Below are 22,763 nucleotides of genomic sequence, written 5' to 3'. Positions count from 1 at the left end.
AAAACGGAGACAGTCCATGACAACCTTCGCAAGCGCAACCATGCGCCGCCGCCGCATGGCGCTGGCCCTGGCCGGCCTGCTGAGCCTGGCGGCCATGCCGGCATTCGCCGCCTATCCCGAACAGCCCGTCAGGCTGGTGGTGGGCTTTCCTCCCGGCGGGGGCGGCGACCTGTACGGCCGCTTGATCGCCAACGCGCTCGGCAAGACGCTGGGCCAGCCGGTGATCGTCGACAACCGCGCAGGCGCCGGCGGCAACATCGCCGCCGACGCGGTGGCCAAGGCGAAGCCCGACGGCTACACCCTGCTGCTCGCGATGAGTGGCAACCTGGCGGTGGCACCCGCGCTGAGGCCGCAGGCCATCCCCTACAAGGTGCCCGACGACTTCACGCCCGTCGGGCTGATCCTGGAGGCGCCGCACGGCCTGTTCGTGGCCCACAACTCGCGCTTCAGGACGGCACGCGAACTGCTCGACGCGGCCCGCACGCAGAAGCTCAGCTTCGCCTCCACCGGTGCCGGCGCGGCCGCGCACATCGGCATGGAGATGGTCAAGAAGGAAGCCGGCATCGAGATGCTCCACGTGCCCTACCGGGGCTCGGGCCCCGCCATCACCGACATGCTGGGCGGCCAGGTCGACTGCTTCTTCGCGACCGCCTCGCCGCTGGTGGGGCAGGTTCGCCAGGGGCAGCTGCGCCTGCTCGCCATCACGGGCAACGCGCGCAACCCGGCCATTCCCGACGTGCCTACCTTCAAAGAACTGGGCGTGAACGTTCCCGTGACCCAGTGGTACGGGCTGGTGGCGCCGGCCGGCACGCCCGCGCCGGTGGTGAAGTACCTGACCGACCACCTGGGCCGCGCGCTCGCCACGGCGGAAGTGCGCGACGCGATCCGCCGCGACGCGGCCACCGAGCACAACCTCCCGATGGACCGCTTCGGCAAGTTCATCCAGGAAGACATCGCGCGCTACAAGGGCGCCGCCACGCCGGCCCTGCTCAAGGAGATCTCGCCCTAGGCGAGGCGCGCAGGCTCCTTCCTTCCGCTCCTTTCCTCGACTCTTCCCGATCCATGATCTTCGATACCCTGATTTCCCCGGACCAGCTCGCCCCCGCACGGAAGCACGACCCCGCGCTGCTGCTGCTCGACTGCAGCTTCGAACTCACCGACCTGCAGGCGGGCCAGCGCGCCTACGACGCGGGCCACATTCCCGGCGCCTTCTACCTGCACCTGGAACACGCGCTGTCCGCCGCCAAGACCGGCCGCAACGGCCGCCACCCCCTGCCCTCGCGCGAAGTCTTCGCCAGGACCATGGCCGCAATGGGCCTGAACGCCGGCGCGCAGGTGATCGCCTACGACAACGCCGGCGGCATGTACGCCGCGCGCCTGTGGTGGATGCTGCGCTGGGCAGGGCACCGGCAGGTCGCGGTGCTCGATGGCGGCATCGCCGCCTGGAAGGCCGCCGGCCACGCGCTCAGCACTGACAGGCCCGCACAGCGACCAGAGGGCAGCTTCAGCCTGAAGGCCCCGCTGGTCGCCACGGTGTCCTACGCAGATGTCCGGGCCAACATCGACGGTGTCGAGCGGCTGGTGCTTGACGCCCGCGCGCCCGACCGCTTCCGCGGCGAGAACGAAACGATGGACCCGGTGGGCGGCCACATCCCCGGCGCGCGCAACCGGCTCTTCAAGGACAACCTGGGGCCGGACGGCCGCTTCAAGGCCCCGGCCCTGCTGCGCAGCGAGTTCGACGCCATCACCGGCGGCCGCCCCGCCGCGCAGCTGATCAACCAGTGCGGCTCGGGCGTGACGGCCTGCCACAACCTGCTGGCGATGGAAGTCGCCGGGCTGCAGGGCGCGGCGCTGTACCCCGGCTCCTGGAGCGAATGGAGTGCCCAGCCGGGCGCGCCCATCGCGACCGGCGCGGCCTGAACCGCGCCCCATCACGAGATCACAAGAACAGACTGGAGACACCCCGTGCAAAGAACTTCTTCGATCGGGCGCTGCGTCCGAATGGTGGCCGCGGCCTGCCTGGCAGGCGCTGCAGCGATGGCCACGGCCGCCGGCTACCCGGAGCAGCCGATCCGGCTGCTGATCGGCTTTCCTCCTGGCGGCGGCGGTGACCTCTACGGCCGCACCATCGCCAACGAACTGGGCAAGCACATCGGCAAGCCCGTCGTGGTCGACAACAAGCCGGGCGCTGGCGGCAACATCGCGGCCGAGCTGATGACGCAGGCCAAGCCCGACGGCTACACCCTGCTGCTGGCGATGAGCGGCAACGTCGGCAGCGCGCCCGCGATACGCCCCAACCTGCCCTACAAGGTGCCTGACGACTTCGTCTTCATCAGCCAGCTGGTGGAGACACCCTACGGGCTGGTGGTCAGCGGCGACTCGAAGATCAGGACCATCAAGGACTACGTCGCCGCGGCCAAGGGCGGCAAGCTCACCTACGCCTCCACCGGCGCGGGCGGGGCGGCGCAGATCGTGATGGAAATGGTCAAGCAGCAGGGCAACCTCGACGTGCTCCACATCCCCTACAAGGGATCGGGTCCGGTCATGACCGACCTCATGGGCGGGCTGGTCGACAGCTTCTTCGCGCCCTACACCCCGCTGATGGGACAGATCAGCAGCGGCAAGCTGAGGCTGCTGGCGGTCAGCAGCGAGAAGCGGATCCCCAGCATGCCCGACGTGCCCACGCTCAAGGAGTCAGGCATCGACGTGGTGATGACGCAGTGGTACGGCCTGGCCGCGCCCAAGGGCACGCCCAAGCCCGTCATCGACAAGATCACCCAGTCCGTGAAGCAGGCCATGCAGGCGCCCGAGGTACTGCGCGTGTACCGCGCGGACGGCGCCCAGGAAGCGACGCGCACCGGCGCCGCCTTCAAGGAGTTCGTGCTGAAGGACATCGCCAACTACAAGCGCGGCGTCGAGCGCGGCAACCTCAAGGTGGAGTAGCACAACGCCATGCGCCCGCACAGCGCCCACTGGGGCGTCTTCTCCGCCGGCTGGAAAGACGGCGCACTCGTCGTCCGCCCGCATCCCGGCGACCCGGACCCGAATCCGCTGATCGAGAACTTCACGACCGCCATCCACCACCGCGCTCGCGTCACCACGCCCATGGTGCGCCGCGGCTGGCTCGAACGCGGACCGGGCCCCGATGCGCGGCGCGGCGAGGACGGCTTCGTCCCCATGGCCTGGGACGAGGTGCTGGACCGGCTCGCAACGGAACTGCGGCGCGTGCAACGCGAGCACGGCTGCGAGGCCATCTTCGGCGGCTCCTACGGCTGGTCGAGCGCGGGGCGCTTCCATCACGCGCAGAGCCAGGTCCATCGCTTCCTGAACACCACGCTCGGCGGCTACGTGCGCTCGGTCAACAGTTACAGCGCCGGCGCCTCGGGCCCGATGCTGCCGCACGTCATCGGCACGATGGAGGAAGTGGCACGGCGCAACGTGACCTGGGAGCAGATCGTCGAGCACACCGACGTGGTGCTTGCGTTCGGCGGCATGGCGCTCAAGAACTCGCGCGTGGCCTCGGGCGGCATCAGCCGGCACGTCGAGCGCGATTCGATGCGCGCGGCAGCCGCGCGCGGCTGCCGCTTCGTCAGCATCAGCCCGCTGAAGAGCGACCTCCCCGAGGAAGCCGCCTTCGAATGGCTGCCTGCCGTTCCCGGCACCGACACCGCGCTGATGCTCGCGCTGGTGCACCAGATCGTCAGCGATGGCGCGCATGACCGCGAGTTCATCGCGCGCTACTGCGACGGCTGGGACAGCTTCGAGGATTACCTCATGGGGCGAAGCGACGGCGTCGCGAAGAGCTGCGAGTGGGCCGCGCCCATCTGCGGACTTCCGGCGGTGCGGCTGAAGGCCCTGGCGCGCGAGCTGCCCGGCAAGCGCGTGCTGGTGGTGGTCTCGCATTCGCTGCAGCGCGCCGAGCACGGCGAGCAGCCCGTGTGGATGGGCGCGGTACTGGCGGCCGCGCTCGGGCAACCGGGCCTGCCCGGCGGCGGCTACAACTACGCGCTGGGCACCCTGGCGCACTACGGCAAGCGCAACAACGCCGTGCCCACGGCCGCGCTGCCGCAGGGCGACAACGCAGTGAAGGCGTTCATTCCGGTGGCCCGCATCAGCGACATGCTGCTGAACCCCGGCCAGCCCTTCGACTACAACGGCCGGCGCCACACCTACCCGCACATCCGGCTCGCCTACTGGGCCGGCGGCAACCCCTTCCACCACCACCAGGACCTGCGGCGCCTGAGCGAAGCCTTCCGCACGCTCGACACCTTCGTGGTGCACGAGATCGCGTGGACCGCCACGGCCCGCCACGCCGACATCGTGCTGCCCTGCACGATGACGCTGGAGCGCGAGGACATCGGCGCTACGCCCACCGATCCGCTGATGGTGGCCATGCACCGCATCTGCGAGCCGCACGGACTCGCGCGCGACGACTACGACATCTTCTGCGACCTGGCGAAGCGCCTGGGCGGACTCGAAGCTTTCAGCGAGAGACGCGATACGCGCCAATGGCTCGCGCACCTGTACGAGCGCACGCGCACGGGCCTCGAATCACTGGGCCTGGAAGCGCCGGACTTCCAGAGCTTCTGGCAGCGCGGCGAGATCACGCTGCCGCAGCGCGACGACGACGGCGGCATCCTGCGCGCCTTCCGCAACGACCCGGACGGCGCGCGGCTGGCCACGCCCAGCGGCAAGATCCAGGTCAGCTCGCCGACCGTGGCGGGCTTCGGCTACGCGGACTGCCCCGGCCACCCGGCATGGCTGCCGCCGAAGTTCGCGCCCGACACCGCGCATCCGCTGTGGCTGGTGGCCAACCAGCCGCACACCAAGCTGCACAGCCAACTCGACTTCGGCGCCCACAGCCAGGCCAGCAAGCGCAACGGGCGCGAGGTCTGCACCATGCACCCGAAGGCTGCCAGCGCGCGCGGCATCCGCGAAGGCGACATCGTCCGCCTCTTCAACGAGATCGGCGCCTGCCTGGCCAGCGCGCACCTGTGCGCGGACATGCGCGAGGACGTGGTGCAGCTGCCCACCGGCGCGTGGTACGACCCCGTGCTGGACGCCAGCAACAGGCCGATGTGCGCGCACGGCAATCCGAACGTGCTCACGCGCGACATCGGAACCTCCTCGCTGGCACAGGGCTGCGCGGGGCAGCTGAGCACCGTGCAGGTCGAGCGCTTCGACGAGGAGCTGCCGCCGATCCGGGCTTACGAGCCCCCGGTGCCCGCGGGTCGCTTCTGAACGGGGAATGCAGTCCCCCGTTTGCCGCACCCCGCGTCGCTGCCCAGCTTACTTCGACGCGTGTCGCACCCTCACACGATCGCTCGGCTCATGGCCGGTCTCAGTCTCTCCACAACCATCTCGATCAACATGGAAACAGCCAGCGGGTGCCGCCTAGGCATCGACAGCAGCTTGTGCTTTCCGCACGCTGGCGAGCACCTCATCTAACGTTGGGATCGGTCCAAAAATCATCCCCGTCATCGCGTCGTAGTCCCGTTGCAGGGCGTCCATCATGGCCGGGGCAGGGAGCAGAGTGAAGCTGCCCGCCTTGGCCGTCTCAAGACCCAGATCAGGACTTCCGAAGAAAAGGCGCGCGTGGCGCGCACAATCTTCCGCTAGCGCTTTGTCTGCCAGCCATTGCGACGCATCCGCCGTTTGCATCAGGCGATGCACGTCGTAGTAGTGACGCGAGACGCGCTGGCCGCCGTGACGCAAGACACCCCGGCGCTCATGCCATTGGTAGAGACCATGGAGGATCGTGATCTTGTCCCAGAAGGTCCGTTCCGGCTTCACCGTCACGACATTGGAGACAGCCAGATCCTGATCAGGGAGGTCGTCATCGACGTAAGGACGCACCGTCGCTGGGGTATGCGGATCGAGTGCAGATTTCGCGCCCGCTTCGATCTTGACCGCCGATCGGATGTAGTCGCCTTCGCGCGCTGTGACTGCCGGATACCAAAGGAGCAAACTTTGCCCGTCTGCATCATCGGGATCTCTCTCAAGCCTGAAACGGCCATCCGGAATGTTTGCTGCTGCACGAGCCTGCAACTGCGAGAAGAAGGGGCCGTCGATGTAGGTCCGGCATGCATCACGGATTTCATCGAGCCGCGCACGGCGCTTCTTGCCGCTCATGGCCTCAAGTTCCGCCACGTCTACGTACTGACGCAGGTCTTCGCGGAACACCGTGATGTCGATGTCCTCCGAGAACCGTGAAATCAGGCCGAAGGCTTTCGAGAGCGATGTCCCGCCTTTAAAGAGAAGGCGCGGACCACCGGGCTCCAGTCCATTGAAAAGCGCATCGAGCGTCCAGCAGACCCAGAAGTCTTTCTCGACGTTTTGGACGGCAGTGCCAAGACGAGCCGCCGTGCCAAGAAACAGATCGCGGCGTTCTTCGTCACCAGCAGTGATGACGGTCTGATAGGCCTCGTTCATTTCACGCCTGCCGGTATGTCGCTGTGCGATTTCTTCTGGACAGGCGTTGGCTGGCTAACGCTTGCCGCGTCTGGCATGAGATCAAGGACGGGGCGCAGATAGTCTTGCATCCAGATTGGAAGCGCGCCAAATCCTTGCGTCAGGTCATCGCGAATGGCATCGCCTTGCTTCTTGTCCGTCAGAAGCCTGTCGATTTTTTGTCGGATATGGTCGCTATCCGAAGGCAGCGTGTCCTTCAGCCAGTGCAAGGCTTGCACCAGGCGCATGGCCGGACGGCCCGCCCAATACAACCGGCTTGGCGCGCACAGCTTGAACTCGATCAGCAGCTTGTCGAGCTGGATGGAGCGGCGCCGGGTGTCGGTATAGATGGTGACGTGAGCTGGGACGGCATCGGTCAGGCCCAGATCGTTCGCGGCCGTCATGCCGTCAACCAGGATCCGCAGGTTGTCGCGGCGGGCAATCGCGTCAATGATTGCCCGATAGTCGGGGGTGGTCGTGCGCTTGGTAAGCCTGTTTGTGACGGGCTTGTCGTAGAGCCCCCGGTCAATGCGGCGGAGTTGGTCGCGCTGGGTCATGCGCTGCAAGGTCTTGTCGATGACATCCCGGGAGCCAAGCTGCGCGAAATCGGACGGAACCCAGACATGGCCGGGCCCGGAAGCGTCGATCAGCGATGAGATACGGGTCGCAATGTCGGACATGAACAGCTCCTGTCCGAAAAATATATACATTTTTCGGACAAAAGTCAAATGCATCTGTCCGAAATTTACATACATATTTCGGACACCTTTGCGATCCAAACGAGCGAGAAGCGTAGCGTGAGCCGAATCGAGATCTATTTGTAGCCATGTCGCAATATCACTTGCACCGCATCCCAAGGAACCCCGCTCACCCCCCGCCTTGATGTTCCATGGCAAGGGCGCTTCGCGCGGAGCTCGTCTGTTCCACATCGGATCTGTATGACGGCGGCGCCCCCGCGCGGTCACGGCGCGCAAAAACACGTTTCAACGGGCTTCGGAGCTGACCTCAGCAACAACAGCATGGCCGATCGAGTGGAGATACCGCTAGATGGAGGCAGTCGACTCACCCTGCAAGAGTTTTCCTCACTGGAACGTATTCCGGAGCTTATTTTCCTGAGCGCTCACTACACAGCAGCGATAGCCCCGGAGCTAATCCGATTGGGAGCCCTGATTGGGAGCCCTGATTGGGAGCCCAAGCCGTCGTCGGCTGCTTTGGCCACTCAATGCTGAGCCTGCGAGAGATTTCGCGATCGCTTTCTACGAGGCGCTGACGCAAGGCTTGCCGTTGATCGAAGCGATGCAGAAAGCTCGGCAGCAATGCTGGCTCCCACACCCCTTCCGATCCAAGCTGGGGCTCGTTTCAATGCTACGGCGACCCATCATGGCGCCTCCTGAAGCGTGCGCCCACAACCGCCATCGCCCCCAGAGGCATTCCACCGGTCGAAACTGGCGCCCCGCGTGCATGGGTTTTGATCGCAGGAACAGGAGACAAGAGCAAGCTCAGCCTGAAGCTCACTCGCACCTGCGAGGCACTGGGCATCGGTTTGGCCCGCGGCGGCTACGGTCTCGTGACAGGAGCTTGGCCGGGTGTGGATCAGGCAGTCATCCGCAGTTTCGTTGAAGAGCTGGAACTCGACGCGCCCGACGCATCGCTCGATTCGAGGTTGATGTACGTGATGACCCGGAACAGGAAACCGCCGTTAGAAGTGGGACAACTCAGGAGCGTGACGAAAGGCGAGGCGGAATACACCGAGAGCATCCATCAGGCTCAGTTCGTCATTCTTGTCGGCGGAGCTGGAGGCACCCTGGAGATCGGTCAGCGCGCGCACGCTGCCGGCCTTCCGGTTCTTCCGCTGGCCGACACCGGCGGTGCTGCAAGAAAGCTCCATCAGCAGTTGCTGGCCGACCAAGAAGCCTCCGGATCCGAACAAGATTGCCGATGAACATCAAGCCGCTTGCGACACGCGCACCCGATGTCGTAGGTCATGTGCTGGACACGCTGGAACTACTGACCCGGCAACTACAAGCTTCGCAAGTACGGGTCAGTTTGCGTCTTAATTAGGGCAAGTGAAGTCGGTGTTTCTGCGACATCCGTAAAAGGGCCGTCCGGGAACCACCCGACCTGGTCTCTTTCAGTTGGAATTCTTAGTCTGAAGCCGTGAGATTTCCTTGAGTCGTAGTTGTTCCGTGCGCGCAGCGGTAGCCAATGCTTTCGCCTCCTCGTACCCGTGAATCAGCACCGAGAAGCTCTTGCTCAGCTGTTTGTCGTCCACGCGCGTCGTGGCGATCCATCGTCTCGCTCTACCTGTCTTGTCCTTTTCCAGGGTCACACCGACGATGCCCGTGGTGTTCGACGCTAGCAAACGGTCGGAATGCGCAACGCGCTCGGGTGCAGGTTTGATTTCGCGATTTGGTGCGTACCGGACCAGTTCTTCCGCAGGGTGCACACGCCGCAGGCCAGCCATCTGCCCAAGCTGCTTTTGTCTCTCGGCAATCGCGAGCCGCTTGGCTTCGTCTTCGCCGAACCGACTGAGACTGAAGTACTTGCTGACATGATTGCCCGGTCCCAGGTAGGTCTGGGCAATCCAACCCGTGACCTTGCCCTGCGCGTTCTTCAAGGCCACGACACCGACTACGCCCGATTTGTTGTTGCGGCGGATCTTGTCGGCCTCCGCCTGTCGGGGCACCGGCGGGTGTGTCTTTGCCGTCTCGTCGCGCCACGCCCGCGCATGGACCAGTGCCGCGTCCTTGCCTCCGTAGACGCTGAAAGTGAAGGTCTTGGCATATGTGACCTTCTGGCGGATCAGGCAGACATACCAGCCTCTGCCGTCACTCGTGCACGTGATGCCGTACATGGAGGATGAGCGGAAACGGTTCTTGCGCGAGTCCGCTTCGGAGGACAGGGAGGGGGCAAGCGATGGGTCACCCACGCTTCGCACCAACGCTGCAGCGTTGCCGCTTTGGGAAAGTACAGCCTTCGCCATCTTCTTAGAAACTCGCGTTGAGATTGAAGCCCAACGTGACCTTCGCGGTGCGATAGCCCTCCGGCTTGCTGATCGGCGTGCCGACGAAGAAGTCGTAGCTCAGCTTGCTCCCCTGGCCGCGCACGCCGATGACAGCACCGGCCAGACTGCGACCGAGCAGATCGACCGTCGAGCGGCCACCGACGTGGCCGTAGTCGGCACCGACATACAGCTCTGCTCCACTTTGACCCATAGCCCAGCCGATGTCATTGCGCATGAGCCACCCGCGCTCGCCCATCAGGCTCGTCTCGCCGTCGAAGCCGCGCACCGTATAGCGCCCACCTATGGTGAAGCGGTCTTGCGGTGTCAATGGCGTGCGGTTCCATTGGGCGCGGATCAGGCCTGAGTAGCGCATCTTCTGCTCGCCGAGCTTGAAAGGTGCGTTGAGGCTGATGTCGGCGGTGTAGAGCTTCAGGCGCGAAGTGCCTTCGCCAAACTCCTCTTCCGGCGCGACGCGCGAGCCGAAGCCACCGGTGCCGCGCTTGTAGGCCAGCGTGCCTTCCAGCGTCGCCTCGCCGATGTACTCCTTGTGATTGAGGCTGAGCTCCCAGCCGCCGACCACGCGGTGCTGCACCTCGACCTCGGTGTCGTCCACGAAGTTGCGCGACTCGCGGCGCCAGCCCTTGATCGCAATGCTCGTCTTGCGGCTCTGGTCGCGATAGACGAGGCGAGAGAGCTTGACCTCGGCGTTGTTGGACTTGCCGGCGTAGACGTAGTCCTGGTTCAGGCCTGCGACGCTCTGGTGGTACTGGCTGTTGGAGGCCGTGAGGCCCAGCAGCCAGTATCCGTACGGCAGCGAGTAGTGAACGGTCTGGCCCTCAGTGCCCTTGGCCGGGTCGCCGAAGACGTGGTTGTTGATGTTGTGGTTGGCGCTGACGTAGAACAGGTCGTTCAGGCCGAAGGGGTTGTCCAGGGACAGGGTGGCACCGGCCTGGTAGCGGCCGGTGGCTTCGGTGCCGCTGTCGTCGAGGCTGAGGGTGACGCGCCACTTCTTGGACTGGACGTACTTGACGACGAGGTCGCTGTCGCCGGGCTTGGCGTTGGGGTTGGTTGACGGTTCAATCTGGATATCGGCTTCGGCGGTCGGGGCGCGCTTGAGGTTCTCCAGGCCCTGTTCGATGTCGCGCAGGTTCAGCAGGTCGCCAGGGCGGGCGGGGATAGCTGTGGCCAGCAAGGCGGAACTGCCGAGCAGCGTAGATGAGGAATCGGATGTCGTCCGAATGGCTGCGATGCGACCGGGAACCAACGAGAGCGCCAGTGTGCCAGTCGACAGGTCCTGCGGCGCAGCCAGTACGCGAGTGGTGACGAAGCCGCGGGCGATGACAGCTTGCTGCGCACGTGCGAGGACGACATTGACGCCGACCGTACCAAGGCAGCGACCGACAGGCGGATCATTGCCTTCAGGGCCGGACAGATCGGCAACAGCCCATTGGAAGGACTCGGACTGCTCGCCAACCAGCAGCACGCGGTCGATGCGGAAGCATGGCGACTCGGATTCGGGAATGCGCTGCACAGGGGCTGGCGGAGCAGCCTTGGGGCGCCGATCAGTAGTGCGTTCGTTCTGCTCACGAAGGGCGCGTTCACGCTCTTGCTGGCGTTGCTGCTCAACAAAAGGCTGCGGGGCACTTGGCACCTGCGCTTGAGCCAGCAGAGGACTGCCAATAAGTACACCGGCCAGCATGGCACGCGAATTCGTTCTCAATTTCTCTCCCTCATCATTTCTTATGATCACACCACACAGCGGCGATGCAAGCAGTGCTCAAGACCGCGCGTGCAACATCATTCGCACAACGTAGGAGTTAAGGCACTACGGATCGCGCAACCACCGTGCTTGGTAAAACCTGCGCGCGAATGTTTTGGGCAACCCTTGTCGCCAGTGCATTGACCGCATGGTCATAGCTTTGAGCGACCTCCTGCGGATGCTCGACCAATTCACTGAAGCTCGACCAGTGATGGTCAGAGTTCGCTGGCACGCTCCACGATGCCTTCTCGTTCGTTGCGTCAGCACCGTAGTAGAGTGTTTCGCTGTAGAGGCTGTCTTCCGTCTCGCCTCGAATCAGATAGGCACTCAGGTTGACGCGCGGAACATAGTCCCTTGAGAAGCGAGCGGAAAACATGCCGACCTCGTTGAGGTAGACGCGCAGAACCGCGTCCGTCGGGGGCAGCTTGCTTTCATCGATAGCAGACTGCATCGGTCGCCCCGAAGCGACTTCCACCGCCTGCGCTTCGTAGCCTTGGGCAGCCAACTGCCGAACCAGTGCCGCAGTAAGCTTCGGCCCCATGTCTTTTCGCGTGGCCTCCATACGTTCATTGAAGTCTGAACTCTTGATGCGGTCTGCCACTGACTGCCACAACACCCCGAGCGGGATGCCCTTGTTCTCGGTGTGCATCTTGTCGATTGGCGCCACGGGGACCACGATGACTCGTGTCACAGGAGCCCGCTGCACAGGCGTGACAGGCGATCGGGCACAACCTCCCAGTAGGCCGAATGCAAGAAGAGAGGCTAAGAGTTTGATACGCATGGAAAAATGGATGAATGGCCCGAACGTGCCGCAAACTGCCTTCGCAATCAGTCTGGCGCCCTCTGAATCCGATCAACTGCGAAGGCCTATCCGTTGACCATGATGCCGCTCAGCACCTGATCTTCATCCATGCCTTCTTTCAGCATGCGGTCGTATACGCCCTGGACAAGAACACTTGGCTGCCAGCCGACCTGCCGAAGCTCTCGGTAGTCCAACTTCGGCATCAACGGATGATCGAGCACCGGGTTCTGCAGCCCCAGCTTTTCACGAAGGCAAAACGTCAGCCAGATTTCGATGGGCAGACGAATCCAATGGCAATCTTCGAATTCGTAGAAGTGACGCGCATCGCCTACACGACAGCGATGCGTATGCTGATCCAGAGTGTCCAGGCAAACGTCGACCAACTGATCGACATTCGGAGTTCGCCAAAGCGCGAAAAGGGCCTGGGTCACTTCGTCCTTCTCCGCATCCCCAGTCACTTCAATATCTGGTTGGTCGAAGTAGCTGGCAAGGACGCGGAAGATATAGATGAAGAGGGGATGGTACAGAGTATCTCTAAATCTACCCCCCCGATATGCTGCGAGATGCGCCAGCGCCAGCCTCTCTGCCCTCGGCTGCGCATCCAGCACCATACCGAGCGCCGTAAAAGGGATATCGCGCACCGAAAGGTTATTGAACTTGCGGCCGAATCGCGTGGGATACCAAAGCTCGGTGTGCAAACGGCCAATCTGAGAGAGGTAGTACGCTGCAAATGCATTGCCTGCAAGACTCAGATCTGGCCTTCCCTCGTTCATCACGCGCTCAAACGAGAACTCCTTCTCGTTGGCATCACCAATTAGCAGGAGGCTGACATCGGCGCCCTCCCACCGAGCAAAGGGCGGATTGACGCTGGGGAGCTTTTGGTTCCTGAATTCCTCAGGAACAGCGATTGCTCCAGTTTCGACGAATTCGTTGAGCTTGGCTTTCCGGTTGGCGTCATGCACGGATGCCAACTCACTCTCGCTCCCCTTGCAGGCAGATCGCCAGAATCTCTCCCAGCCCTTGTGAACTCCAATGCGTTTTGGCTCGTACCTCATGGCGGTTTCTTTGAATTTTCAGTTTAACGGGATGACGGTTGCGCTAGCCAAGCCGCTGGTGTTTTGCCTTGGGATACTAACGTTGACGACCATTGGTTTTAATTGATAGCCTGCCGCAAGAAGTTGTTGAACGCGGAAGGCGCTGCAATCGTCGGATATCGCGTCGCAGGGCCTCGAGCTGGCGCTCCAGGTCCTCCCGCTCTGGGGATGGCGGTAAATGTGTTGATGCTTCATGGATGCAGGAGCCTCGCGACCGAGTAGCTGATTTTTCCAGTTGTACAGCGTCGGCCTGCACACGCCCAGCTCTTGGGCCACGGCCTGTGCACTTTCCTGTCGCGTGCACAACGCGATGACAGCCGCCTGTTTCATCGCGGGCGGCCTCGCTATCCCTTTGAATCGGCCGACGACACGAATGTGCAGCTCGGGGTGTGATTCGTGGATCCAGGAACGCAGCGAATCGCGTCCCGGATAGCCCAACGCCCTGATGGTGAATGCGATGCAGCTCCCATGATCAAGGTAGTGCCTGACAGCCACCTCCTTCTGCTCTTGAGAATACTTGGGCTTCGAGCGCGCATAGCCCTTTGGTAAGTCGGACCGCCGCTCGTAATCCCGATGCCAACTTCTCAACGCATTCTTGGTCGGGTATCCCAATTGGCGAATGGTCGCCTTGACCCGTCTGCCGAGCTTGACGTACAGCTCGACCGCTCGAATCCTGTCTTCGTATGAATACATGAACTACCTCCTGGTAGTCCAAGTTTTTGTCCGCATCCCCATCAACTGGTCCAGCAAGCGGCTTAGATCTGACTCCCGGTGGTCCAGCCGCAGGGGTTCACTCCAATCACCGGGCCAACTGGGTCACTTCTGGATGGAAATCAATATGATGGGCCAGACAGGTCGGATCGAGACGAGGACGCCCCGATAGGGAATGAGGGCACCAAGTTCGATGTTCAGAGGGGAACCTTGTCAGCGAAAACCATCAGGGCCAGCGGGCGTATCAGCCTGCACAACAGGCCGGATATAAGACTGCATCCCTGCCGCCTCCTGCTTCTTCATGCCACGAGCTGCTTGTGATCCGGGAGGCGCCCATGTTAGATCTTCCTTAAAAGCTCAATACAGTCCACTCGCGAGTGCAGCGATGGCCAAGCCATGCGTCAGCGCGGCAGCGGGCAGTCCGGCACGCTGGTACACGAGGCCCGCGACCAGCCCTTCGATCAACGTGAAGACCAACACTGGCAGGCCCACACGCGTGACGATCACCGCCAGCCACACATGGCACAGGCTGAAGAGTACGGCTGCCACGACGACTGCACGCATCGGTGCCATGTGCTGCCTCAGTCGCTGCTGAAGCATGCCCCGGAACAGCAACTCCTCATAGGCATTACCCAGCAGTGCGAAGACAAGGATCGGGCCGAGCAATGCCGGACCAGGCTTCGGCAGAGAGGACAGACCCAGGGCCGTTTTCAACGCGGCAGCCACCCCGGTGATGACCAACGCGCCAAGTACGCCATACAGGACCGAGGCCGCCGGACGCACGCCCCTCCACCATGCCAGGCGCTCGAGCCAGGCCACGCTCGTGAACAACACGGCCGACATGCCCGCCAATGCGAACAGCACAGGCGTCGGCGCTGCCAGCCGCATGGAGCCCGGACCCAGCTGCCAGAAGCCTGCAGGGCTCATCGCATCTCGCGCGAAGATGAAGAACAGGATGTGGACGCCAAGCCGTGCCGCAACCAAAGTGCGCGGAATGGCCAGCAGCAGAGTCAGCGCGAGCAGCCCCGGCGGCAGAATCGAAATGAGATAGTCGAAGAGTAGAGAAGACGATGAGGCCATCGGGATGGAGCATATGTCTTCCACGCCGATTCCGCTCGAGGGCCAAAGACTTCCGTGGCTGCGTACATCGATCGAGGTCGCTTGATCGACCTCCCAGCTTGCCGAAGCGACGCGCAGAAAATCTTGAACATTCAAGGCACTGACACGCGACAACTGGCCCCGCCGGGCAGCCGTACGAACCTCGCTCGCAGCACGGTTCAACCTGCCTCCCCTGCCCCCGCCGATTGGAGAGTGGTTTGCCTGGTGCCTGACGGGTGGTTAAAGGTGTCGGGCCCAAGGGCTTGCATCAGCCGGGACCAGCGTGCCGGAACTGCTCCGACCAGATTCGCTGTCGCGACCATTTCCGTGCCGCCTTGGAGGTGACGACGATCGGACCGCACAACGCGCTCACTCCGCGTGTTCGCGCACGTACGACCGAAGACCCTCGACGTTCAGCACGTCGATGCTGCCGTAGCGGATGCGAAGCAGACCCGCCTCCTCCAGTTCGTGCAGCGCACGGTGGGCGACCTGGCGAGAAATGCCGGCGAGCCGGCCAATCTCCTCCTGCGATATGTGAAGCACCGGATGGGTCTGCGGGTTGAGTTGAGGATTGAAGAGCTCAGCCAGGCAACTCGCCACGCGCGAGTTGATGTCGTGCATCCGATAGCTCTCGGCAAGCGCAATGAACTGACCAAGCCGCGCGTTGAGCTGGTGCATCATGAAATGGCAGAAGCTCAAGCTGTGGGCGACCAGGTAATGGAAGGTCTGGCTGGGCATCAGCGCGATGCGGCTGTCGTGCAAGGCGACAACGCCATAGGGACGCGATTCGCCCTTGAGCACAGAACCCTCCCCAAGCCAGCCACCATTGGATACCCCCGTCAAGGTGGTGCTTCTGCCGTCCGCCGCCAGGACGTCGACCTTGACCATCCCATCGACAACGCCGATCCAGTGCGTCGCAGGACTTGACTTGTGGCAGACGATCTCGCCGGCTGAATAGAACCGGTCCTGCGTCTCCAGTTCGACACGTTGAAGTTGCTCCTGCGTCAGTCCGCGAGCCCAGGCAGCCGCGCGCAACGTCGAGATGGTCTGCACGTGCTTTGTCATTGGAAAGACTTTCTTCCTCGGCCTTACTGCCTAGCATGCGCTGCGCAGGCGACATGCCTGGGGCGCCCGAGTTTATGTGGCAGCACGAACAGGAGACAAATCATGAAAAACCCTCTCTCGATGACAACCTGCGCACTGTCCATCAGCCTGCTGGTGGCCTGCGGCGGGGGCGGTGGTGGAAGCAGCTTGCCGATGCTGTTTCCGACATCCACGCCCACGCAAACTCCGCCATCGCCATCGCCATCGCCATCGCCATCGCCATCGCCATCGCCATCGCCGACGCCCTCGCCGGTCGCGTCGGCGCAGGAGAAGTGCGCCGTCTTCGCCGGCGCTTCGCTCGCCGGTGCGATGCTGAAGGAGGCCACGCTCGTTCCCGCTGCCGCAGCAGCCGCGGAGTACTGCAAGGTCACGGGCACCCTTCATGGCACGCTCAACTTCGAGGTGCATCTACCCACCGAATGGAACCACAGGCTCTTGTATGCCGGCGGCGGCGGTTGGGACGGCAGCATCAACATCGCCCCCATCTCGCCAAGCGGTTCAACCGCCGGCTACGTGCTCGTCGCCTCGGACGGGGGTCGCCAAGGGGATGCCCTGGATGCCTCGGTCTTCCTGAACAATCCCACGGCCCAGGCGGACTTCGGCTACCTTTCGATCCATTCGGTCAATGAGATCGCCAAGGAAATCGTTCGCAAGCGCTATGGCTCGGATGCCGAGTTCAGCTATTTCGAGGGTTGCTCCAATGGCGGCAGGGAGGCATTGATCCAGGCCACGCGCTTTCCGAACGACTTCGACGGGATCGTCGTGCGTGCGCCCGCCTACTCGTTTACCGAACTGTTCCAGGCTTTCGTTGCGAACGGGAAGGCGCTCGCCGCGCCGGGCGGGCAACTCAGCGATGCGAAGGTCTCGCTCATCGGCAAGGCCGTCACTGCGCAATGCGACAACCTCGATGGTGTTGCCGACGGCATCGTGAGCAATCAGGACACCTGCACCTTCGACCCGTCGGTGCTGCGCTGCACCGCAGGCGATGCCGATACCTGCCTGACCGACCCGCAGATCGCAACCGCCAAGACGATCTACTCCGAGCTCAAGCGTGCGGACGGAACCACCGTCTATCCGGGCTGGGGGCCCGGCGGTGAAGACCTGGGCTGGCCGGTTTGGGTGACCGGCTCGGCCATCGGTGGCACGGGCCTGCAGTTCCAGTTCGGCAGCGGCTTGGTGAAGTACTGGGTCACCGGCGATCCGTCCTTCAACGTGCTTGGTTTCGACCCGGAGTTCTACTCCGCAGGGCTGCGCCTGGCCGCCACCACGCTCGATGCGACGCCCGACCTGCGCTCCTTCTTCGGACAAGGCGGCAAGATGATCCTTGCTCATGGAACGAACGACTGGGCGATCAGCTACAAGGGCTCGGTCAAATACTTCAAGGACGTCGCGACTGCGGTTGGCGGCGCGTCCACGCGCGATGCCTCGATGGAGTTCTTCCTCCAGCCCGGCGTTCAACATTGCGCTGGGGGCGTCGGCCCCGACACGGTCGACCTCGTGGATGCTGTCGCAAAGTGGCGAGAAGGCGGCGCAAAGCCTTCCACGCAGAATGTCGTGGCAACGAAGCTCGATCCAACGACCAAAGCGCCCGTGCTGGCGCGGCCCCTGTGCAAGTACCCGAGCTTCCCGAAATACAAAGGCAGCGGCGACATCAATTCGGCGGACAGCTACAGCTGCCAGAGTTCTTGAGCGACTTGGCAACCTGGAGTCGGTCGGAGCCGCCGTGGCAAGGGCTCGACGGACATCGGCCGAGCGTGAAGCGATGTTTCGCTGGCGCTTGCTGCCTATCGCGCACTGTGATGCGACGGAGTTCTTGAACCGGCTGCGCAATGCCTTCAAGGCCTCTGCGTCACATCCCGATGATCAAACATCCTCTTCTCGTGTATGACACGAGCAGATGCGCTTTCCTCGGTGTCTCTCGGGCAGCAGAACCGCGACGGCCGACTCGCATAGCTGCAAGCAGCTGCGGCCTCGGATTTTTCATACGCGCGGCTGTCGCAATCGTGCGAGCTCAGCCCGTCCGAGCGGCGTGATGCGCAGAATCACGCCGGAACGCCCCATGTCGTCGTCCGGCTCAGGCAGGTTCGCCTCGATCAGCTTGGCGGCCACCAGAACGGCGGCACGCTGCACATCGGCCTCGTCATGGATGGCCAGAGGGAAAGAGGCCTCCTCGATGCTTCGCAGGAAGTCCATGGGCATTGCAATTCCTCCACAGTTCGTCCGAAGGGCTACCCATACAAGGATAGATTCCTGCGGCCTCAAGCACCGAGCCGTTCGATGGACCGACATATCGAAGGGAACGTGGTCAGTCGCACTCCCCACTCTCCGCAGATTGCTTTACCTTGAATCCCAAACTACTACACTTTTAGTCAGGGCAGCCACTTCTCTCCTTCCTCCCTCCACCGGCTGTCCCTTCAACCCGCTTCGGGGGATTTTCTTTTGGAGGGGATCTCGCGCACGGCTTCGTCCTCGGCCTTGTCGATCCATTCGATGCACTTGCGCTTCAATGCTTCGATGCCCTCGCCATGGTCGACATGCGGCGCGCTGAGCACCAGCTTGCAACGTGGCTCGCCGCAAAAAGCAATATCCGCCACGGCGCAGAAAGTGCCCTCAGGTCCCTTTGAGAAACTCAGGGAACAGAGCCACTGTCCCGATATGCCGTCATAGGCAAAAGTCTCGCCTTCCATGGCTCCTCCAGTACTCGGCATGAGCGTGGCACCCGGATCGATGATGGGCACAAGCAACAAGCCCACCCACCATACGCGCCATCGCGGCCTGTCACTCTAATAGATGGCACTGGAGGGGTTTTTTGACAACCGCCCAGGCTGGAGAAGCGCCGGCCCTCTCGGCAAAGCACACGCCCCTGACAACGGTGGCGCGGCAGGCTGCATGAGCGCCATTTTTCAATTCTTAGGGCGCTCCGCTCAGCATCTTCGACACAGAACAGACCCGCCTTCGCGTCGAGGCCAATCTTCACGCGGGCCTTTCGTCATCACCACCGCAGGATCATCTGCGCCGTTTTCGTTCCACCAGCGTGGACACAGCAGGGGGTCCGCGTAGCGCTTCCCAGCGCCGACCCAAGGCTCATGGCCAAGGTAGGCGCACACGACGGTAAGCGCCATAGCCAGGCCAGGCGACCGCACACCCCAAAAGGGCCGCAGCGGTGGCGGGCCCAGATGGGGAAACGCTGCTAGGACACGCGATGCGGCAACGTCCTACGAGCAGCGGACCTTTGATGCTGCATATCCGGGGCCCATGGACGGCGAATTGGATGCACTGTTGCCAAACGGGTGGAGCGCGGTCGTGTTTCGCCAAGGCGGAAACGGCCAGCCTGTAACGTTGCGGGCCGAACTGCTCTACTGTGGCGAGATGCGTTGCCTGATCGTTGCCATCAATCAGTCAACGCCTGAGGCGGCTTTCTCACGCGTGCGTCTTGCCGTTGAAGGCTTCCTGTTGCGGCAGGAAAGAGTGCACAAGCACGCTGCCTTTCGGCCATCTCAATAGCGCATTCCTTCAGCATCGGTCGACCTCGGCGGTGGCACAAAGCACTGCCCGCGTCTCCAGGAGACACCGGTGCATTCGTCGCACCAGTCTCAGCAGGTCAGCGCAATGGACACTCGTCTTGCACTGGCTTCGCCCACGCGGGGGTGTCATCAGAACGTCCAGTTCAGACTGGCCTTGAAGCCGTGGTCCTTCAGCCCGCCACCGAACTGCCCCGAATAGGCTGCTCCCGACTTGAGGTTGGGGCGCAGCTGCATTTCCACCCCCGCTTCCAGTACCGCCACATTCTTCGCCAGCGGCACGCCCGAGATCGTGAACAGAATGCTGCCCGCAAACGCATGCGTGCTGGCGCGCACCCCCAGCGTGGAGAAGGTGGCGTCGACGCTGCCACCCCCGCCAATGCAGCGCGGACAGCCCACCGCGTTCGAAGAAGGAGTCGCTCTTCACGCGCACGTGGGCCAGCGCGGCGAACGGCTCCAGCGCGACCGCGCCGGGCAGTCGCCTCGCGGCTGCATGGCGTTTGTCCCGAGCACGCTTCAAACGTTTCGCACCTGTCAGCCAGACATCCGTTCCTTGAATTCCACGAGTCTTCGGACCGAAGGTTCGCGCCAACATCCTCGACAAATGTCGCGTCACGGCAACGTGACTCGGTTTTTTGACGACCTTGAACAACTTCGCCCTACATCGCCTGTTGGCGGGCCGGCGCAGCAGGCTCCATCATTCGCAAGTCATAGTCTGCAGGAGACGAGCATGGAGTCACGCTGCAACACCAGAGACCGTCCCTTCGCGCAGGAGACGACCACCGACCGGTTGCGCACCGCGAGTTGCACACTCGGCAGCTGCACGCAGGCGTACCAGCGCCCTTCCCCGCAGCCATCGGGCAGTGCCTGAGCGTTCTGAGGAAGATCCATCATGCCTACGAGGAACTTTTCAACTATTGATGCCGCCAGCAGGGCCATCAATTTCGTGCTTACCGAAACGGAGCTTGGAGCCACGCCAGCGCACTACTTTGAGCCGACCAATCTGGGGGGCCTCCCGCCGACGGAGTCTGAGCTTAGGGTCAAGGAGGACACGGAACTGGGCAATCGCACCCGCTTCGCGACGCACATGTGCCTCATGTCGGCGAGTCAGGCCTTGAAGGCATGCCTGGATCTGCTCAGCTGCGAAGTCGACCTCCCGGCTCATGAACGCACCCGCAAGCTGGCGGAAATTGCCAGCAAGGCGCGAGCCGCCGAAGAGATGGCTGCGCAGGCCGCCGGCGTTCTAAGGGGCGAAGTCACGGTACCCGAGAACGCCTCGATCGTGGTCTCGCGCGGCACACAGTGATTTGCTGTTGATTGGAGTGAACCCTTGGGCCCAGGGCTTGGGCATCAAGCTACGCAGGCGCTTTGTGCGCACCACCATTGCGGCCATATATCGAGGCCACGCAGGTCGTCACGCAATTCGTTATGAAGATAACAAGGCCTGATTCTGACGGCCCACCAAGACTTAAGCCTTAAGAATTGGCCAAGGCGTGGCACTGGTATTCCAAGGCAAACGGCAAACAGTCCGTCTTCGAAAAAAGCGTCGTCGACGCTGGTCGGACCGCGCGAACGCGTTCGAGCGCCTTCGCGCGCCATTCAAGCAGTGGAGGGATGTGCTGCAGCACAAACGCGATCGCGTCCTTCAATCTTGGCTTGGTACAGGGCCTTGTCGGCCGCCTCGATCAGTTCTTTAGACTGTCCGTCCGATGCGGAAGGCCTCAACGCCTCCACGCCGGCACTGAGCGTCACGAAGCCGTTCTCCACACCTGCATGCGCGATCTTCAGATCGCGCACTGCATTGCGGATCCGTTCTGCCAGCAGGAGCGCATCCTGCACGTCGGTGTTGGGCAGCAGCACCGCCAGTTCCTCTCCGCCATAGCGAGCCGCGAGATCACCAGGACGCCTGGCGGCCAGGGCCGCGACCGTGCGCCCGATCTTCTGCAAACATTCGTCGCCCGCCGCATGGCCATAGATGTCGTTGTACTGCTTGAAGCAGTCCACATCGATCATGATGAGCGCCAGGGTGCTGGCGTCGCGAACGGCACGCCCGATCTCGGTGTTCAGGGTCACGTCGAACTTGCGGCGATTGGCAAGGCCGGTCAGCCCATCTTCCATCGCGAGCGTCTTGAGGGTCCCGTTCAATGTCTCCAGCGCATCGCGCGCGCGCCGCAACTCGGCTTCCGTCCGGACCTGCAGCTCGAACTGCTTGACCAGACGCCATCCGACGGCACCGACGACCAAGACAAGAAGAACGACGCCGGCGGAGTGCCACAACGTCTCGCGCCACCAGTCGGCGAGGATTTCCTCCTTGGAAAGGGACGCCGCGACGAACAGCGGATAGTTCGGAAGACGCCGGAAGCTGTTGAGCCGCAGGACCCCATCCTGCGCGGACCTGATGTACGCCGTTCCCACCGGTCCCTCAGAACGGTAGGCCTGAAAAAGGTCGCTGCCGCGCATGTCGCGCCCCGCCGCGCTTGGACTGTAGGGACGACGCGTGATCATCGTTCCATCTTCAAGAATCAGCCCCAAGGCCCCGGCCCGCCCGATGTCGAGGCTGGCGTAGAAATTCACGAAGAAATCAACCCGGATCGTGGCGAGCGCCACGCCGGCAAAGCTGCCGTCGGCATGGTTGATGCGCCGCGAAATCGGCACCAGCGACCTGCCGGTGGTCCGGCTCGTCACGGGTACGCCGACGTGCGGGCCGCGGCTCGCATTCGCGCGGTGGAACCGAAAATACTCCCGGTCGGCGTTGTTCAGGTTCTGCGGCCAGATCTGGCGGGAATTCGCGACCCAGTTGCCGTCCTCGTCGTAGACATGAAGCCCGTCCAACTGGGGAAGCTGCGCGATGCGTACCGCGAGGAAGTCGCGAAGGCGTGCGACCTCGGCGGGCCCTGTCCCCTCGGATTCGATGCGCTCGACGAGACCAACAAGCACCGTGTCGGCCAGCTTGATTTGGTCGTCTGCCTGCTGCGCCATGGCGCGTGCGAGATTCGATGTCGCCACGCTCATCTGGCGCAGGTGGAGCTGGCGGGACTGCCAACTGTTCCAGCCATCGATCGCGAGCAGGCCCAAGCACACGAGGGCCACGAATACCACCGTCCTGGATACGAGGGACAGTCGTCGCAACACTGCTTACTCTTGCGATGAGAGGAGGAGAGCCATGAACGGACTTTGACATATCCAAGGCGATTTGAGACCCGTGGACGACGGGTTTCTC

20 protein-coding genes and 1 pseudogene are annotated in these 22,763 nt (G+C 63.1%); 8 read left to right on the top strand and 13 right to left on the bottom strand.

Features of this window, described 5'->3' with window-relative positions; translation table 11 throughout:
• Positions 1-16: 16 nt before the first annotated feature.
• From ABL844_RS32250 to ABL844_RS32235, 4 genes are read left to right on the top strand one after another with little or no spacing between them, the layout of a single operon-like run.
• A complete protein-coding gene (locus ABL844_RS32250) occupies positions 17-1,009 on the top strand; it encodes a Bug family tripartite tricarboxylate transporter substrate binding protein (RefSeq protein ID WP_418132170.1) in 993 nt (330 codons plus the stop codon).
• Between the two features lie 53 nt (positions 1,010-1,062).
• On the top strand, positions 1,063-1,920 hold the full coding sequence (locus ABL844_RS32245; RefSeq protein ID WP_418132169.1) for a sulfurtransferase: 858 nt from the start codon (positions 1,063-1,065) through the stop codon (positions 1,918-1,920).
• Positions 1,921-1,965: 45 nt separating this feature from the next.
• The gene (locus ABL844_RS32240) at positions 1,966-2,943 is read left to right on the top strand and encodes a Bug family tripartite tricarboxylate transporter substrate binding protein (RefSeq protein ID WP_418132168.1); all 978 of its coding nucleotides are present in this window, start codon (positions 1,966-1,968) and stop codon (positions 2,941-2,943) included.
• A gap of 9 nt (positions 2,944-2,952) precedes the next feature.
• A complete protein-coding gene (locus ABL844_RS32235; protein ID WP_418132167.1) occupies positions 2,953-5,241 on the top strand; it encodes a molybdopterin-dependent oxidoreductase in 2,289 nt (762 codons plus the stop codon).
• A 153-nt stretch (positions 5,242-5,394) separates the two neighbouring features.
• On the opposite strand, the gene ABL844_RS32230 is transcribed toward ABL844_RS32235, so the two are convergent.
• Together ABL844_RS32230 and ABL844_RS32225 are read right to left on the bottom strand one after the other, a co-directional pair.
• Positions 5,395-6,432 carry a nucleotidyl transferase AbiEii/AbiGii toxin family protein gene (locus ABL844_RS32230; protein ID WP_418132166.1) on the bottom strand — a complete coding sequence of 346 codons (1,038 nt, stop codon included), beginning with the start codon at positions 6,430-6,432 and terminating at the stop codon, positions 5,395-5,397.
• A complete protein-coding gene (locus ABL844_RS32225) occupies positions 6,429-7,130 on the bottom strand; it encodes a DUF6088 family protein (protein ID WP_418132165.1) in 702 nt (233 codons plus the stop codon). The genes ABL844_RS32230 and ABL844_RS32225 overlap by 4 nt, the downstream gene beginning before the upstream one ends.
• 788 nt (positions 7,131-7,918) lie before the next feature.
• Here ABL844_RS32225 and ABL844_RS32220 point away from each other — a divergent pair.
• Positions 7,919-8,392 carry a hypothetical protein gene (locus ABL844_RS32220; protein WP_418132164.1) on the top strand — a complete coding sequence of 158 codons (474 nt, stop codon included), beginning with the start codon at positions 7,919-7,921 and terminating at the stop codon, positions 8,390-8,392.
• Between the two features lie 189 nt (positions 8,393-8,581).
• On the opposite strand, the gene ABL844_RS32215 is transcribed toward ABL844_RS32220, so the two are convergent.
• The 7 genes and pseudogenes from ABL844_RS32215 to ABL844_RS32185 all read right to left on the bottom strand — a co-directional run bounded on the left by ABL844_RS32215 (position 8,582) and on the right by ABL844_RS32185 (position 15,983).
• Positions 8,582-9,304: an AP2/ERF family transcription factor gene (locus tag ABL844_RS32215; RefSeq protein WP_418132163.1), complete on the bottom strand. Its 723-nt coding sequence runs from the start codon at positions 9,302-9,304 to the stop codon at positions 8,582-8,584.
• A gap of 133 nt (positions 9,305-9,437) precedes the next feature.
• Positions 9,438-11,153, bottom strand: a complete 1,716-nt coding sequence (locus tag ABL844_RS32210; protein ID WP_418132162.1) for a ShlB/FhaC/HecB family hemolysin secretion/activation protein — start codon at positions 11,151-11,153, stop codon at positions 9,438-9,440.
• Positions 11,154-11,271: 118 nt separating this feature from the next.
• A complete protein-coding gene (locus tag ABL844_RS32205; protein ID WP_418132161.1) occupies positions 11,272-11,862 on the bottom strand; it encodes a hypothetical protein in 591 nt (196 codons plus the stop codon).
• Positions 11,863-12,080: 218 nt separating this feature from the next.
• On the bottom strand, positions 12,081-12,977 hold the full coding sequence (locus tag ABL844_RS32200) for a hypothetical protein (protein WP_418132160.1): 897 nt from the start codon (positions 12,975-12,977) through the stop codon (positions 12,081-12,083).
• Between the two features lie 235 nt (positions 12,978-13,212).
• Positions 13,213-13,802 (bottom strand): annotated as a pseudogene (locus ABL844_RS32195) (transposase); the annotation flags it as partial.
• A 375-nt stretch (positions 13,803-14,177) separates the two neighbouring features.
• Complete coding sequence (locus ABL844_RS32190) at positions 14,178-14,900, bottom strand: lysostaphin resistance A-like protein (protein ID WP_418132159.1); 723 nt, start codon at positions 14,898-14,900, stop codon at positions 14,178-14,180.
• Between the two features lie 387 nt (positions 14,901-15,287).
• Positions 15,288-15,983 carry a Crp/Fnr family transcriptional regulator gene (locus tag ABL844_RS32185; RefSeq protein WP_418132158.1) on the bottom strand — a complete coding sequence of 232 codons (696 nt, stop codon included), beginning with the start codon at positions 15,981-15,983 and terminating at the stop codon, positions 15,288-15,290.
• 102 nt (positions 15,984-16,085) lie between these two features.
• Between ABL844_RS32185 and ABL844_RS32180 the strand changes: the two genes are divergently transcribed.
• On the top strand, positions 16,086-17,711 hold the full coding sequence (locus ABL844_RS32180) for a tannase/feruloyl esterase family alpha/beta hydrolase (RefSeq protein WP_418132156.1): 1,626 nt from the start codon (positions 16,086-16,088) through the stop codon (positions 17,709-17,711).
• A gap of 291 nt (positions 17,712-18,002) precedes the next feature.
• On the opposite strand, the gene ABL844_RS32175 is transcribed toward ABL844_RS32180, so the two are convergent.
• Positions 18,003-18,221: a hypothetical protein gene (locus ABL844_RS32175; RefSeq protein WP_418126118.1), complete on the bottom strand. Its 219-nt coding sequence runs from the start codon at positions 18,219-18,221 to the stop codon at positions 18,003-18,005.
• A 215-nt stretch (positions 18,222-18,436) separates the two neighbouring features.
• Positions 18,437-18,709 carry a hypothetical protein gene (locus tag ABL844_RS32170; RefSeq protein WP_418132155.1) on the bottom strand — a complete coding sequence of 91 codons (273 nt, stop codon included), beginning with the start codon at positions 18,707-18,709 and terminating at the stop codon, positions 18,437-18,439.
• Positions 18,710-19,277: 568 nt separating this feature from the next.
• Here ABL844_RS32170 and ABL844_RS32165 point away from each other — a divergent pair.
• The gene (locus ABL844_RS32165) at positions 19,278-19,526 is read left to right on the top strand and encodes a hypothetical protein (RefSeq protein WP_418132154.1); all 249 of its coding nucleotides are present in this window, start codon (positions 19,278-19,280) and stop codon (positions 19,524-19,526) included.
• Between the two features lie 149 nt (positions 19,527-19,675).
• Here ABL844_RS32165 and ABL844_RS32160 read toward each other — a convergent pair whose 3' ends face one another.
• Positions 19,676-19,879, bottom strand: coding sequence for an autotransporter outer membrane beta-barrel domain-containing protein (locus ABL844_RS32160; RefSeq protein WP_418132153.1), 204 nt, complete (start codon positions 19,877-19,879; stop codon positions 19,676-19,678).
• Between the two features lie 556 nt (positions 19,880-20,435).
• Here ABL844_RS32160 and ABL844_RS32155 point away from each other — a divergent pair.
• Complete coding sequence (locus ABL844_RS32155; protein WP_418132152.1) at positions 20,436-20,849, top strand: hypothetical protein; 414 nt, start codon at positions 20,436-20,438, stop codon at positions 20,847-20,849.
• Positions 20,850-21,142: 293 nt separating this feature from the next.
• On the opposite strand, the gene ABL844_RS32150 is transcribed toward ABL844_RS32155, so the two are convergent.
• On the bottom strand, positions 21,143-22,675 hold the full coding sequence (locus ABL844_RS32150; protein ID WP_418132151.1) for a diguanylate cyclase: 1,533 nt from the start codon (positions 22,673-22,675) through the stop codon (positions 21,143-21,145).
• Positions 22,676-22,763: the final 88 nt, after the last annotated feature.

The sequence above is a fragment of the Variovorax sp. 278MFTsu5.1 genome (assembly GCF_048305045.1).
GTDB lineage: Bacteria > Pseudomonadota > Gammaproteobacteria > Burkholderiales > Burkholderiaceae_C > Variovorax > Variovorax guangxiensis.
This window is presented reverse-complemented; position numbering and strand designations above follow the sequence as displayed.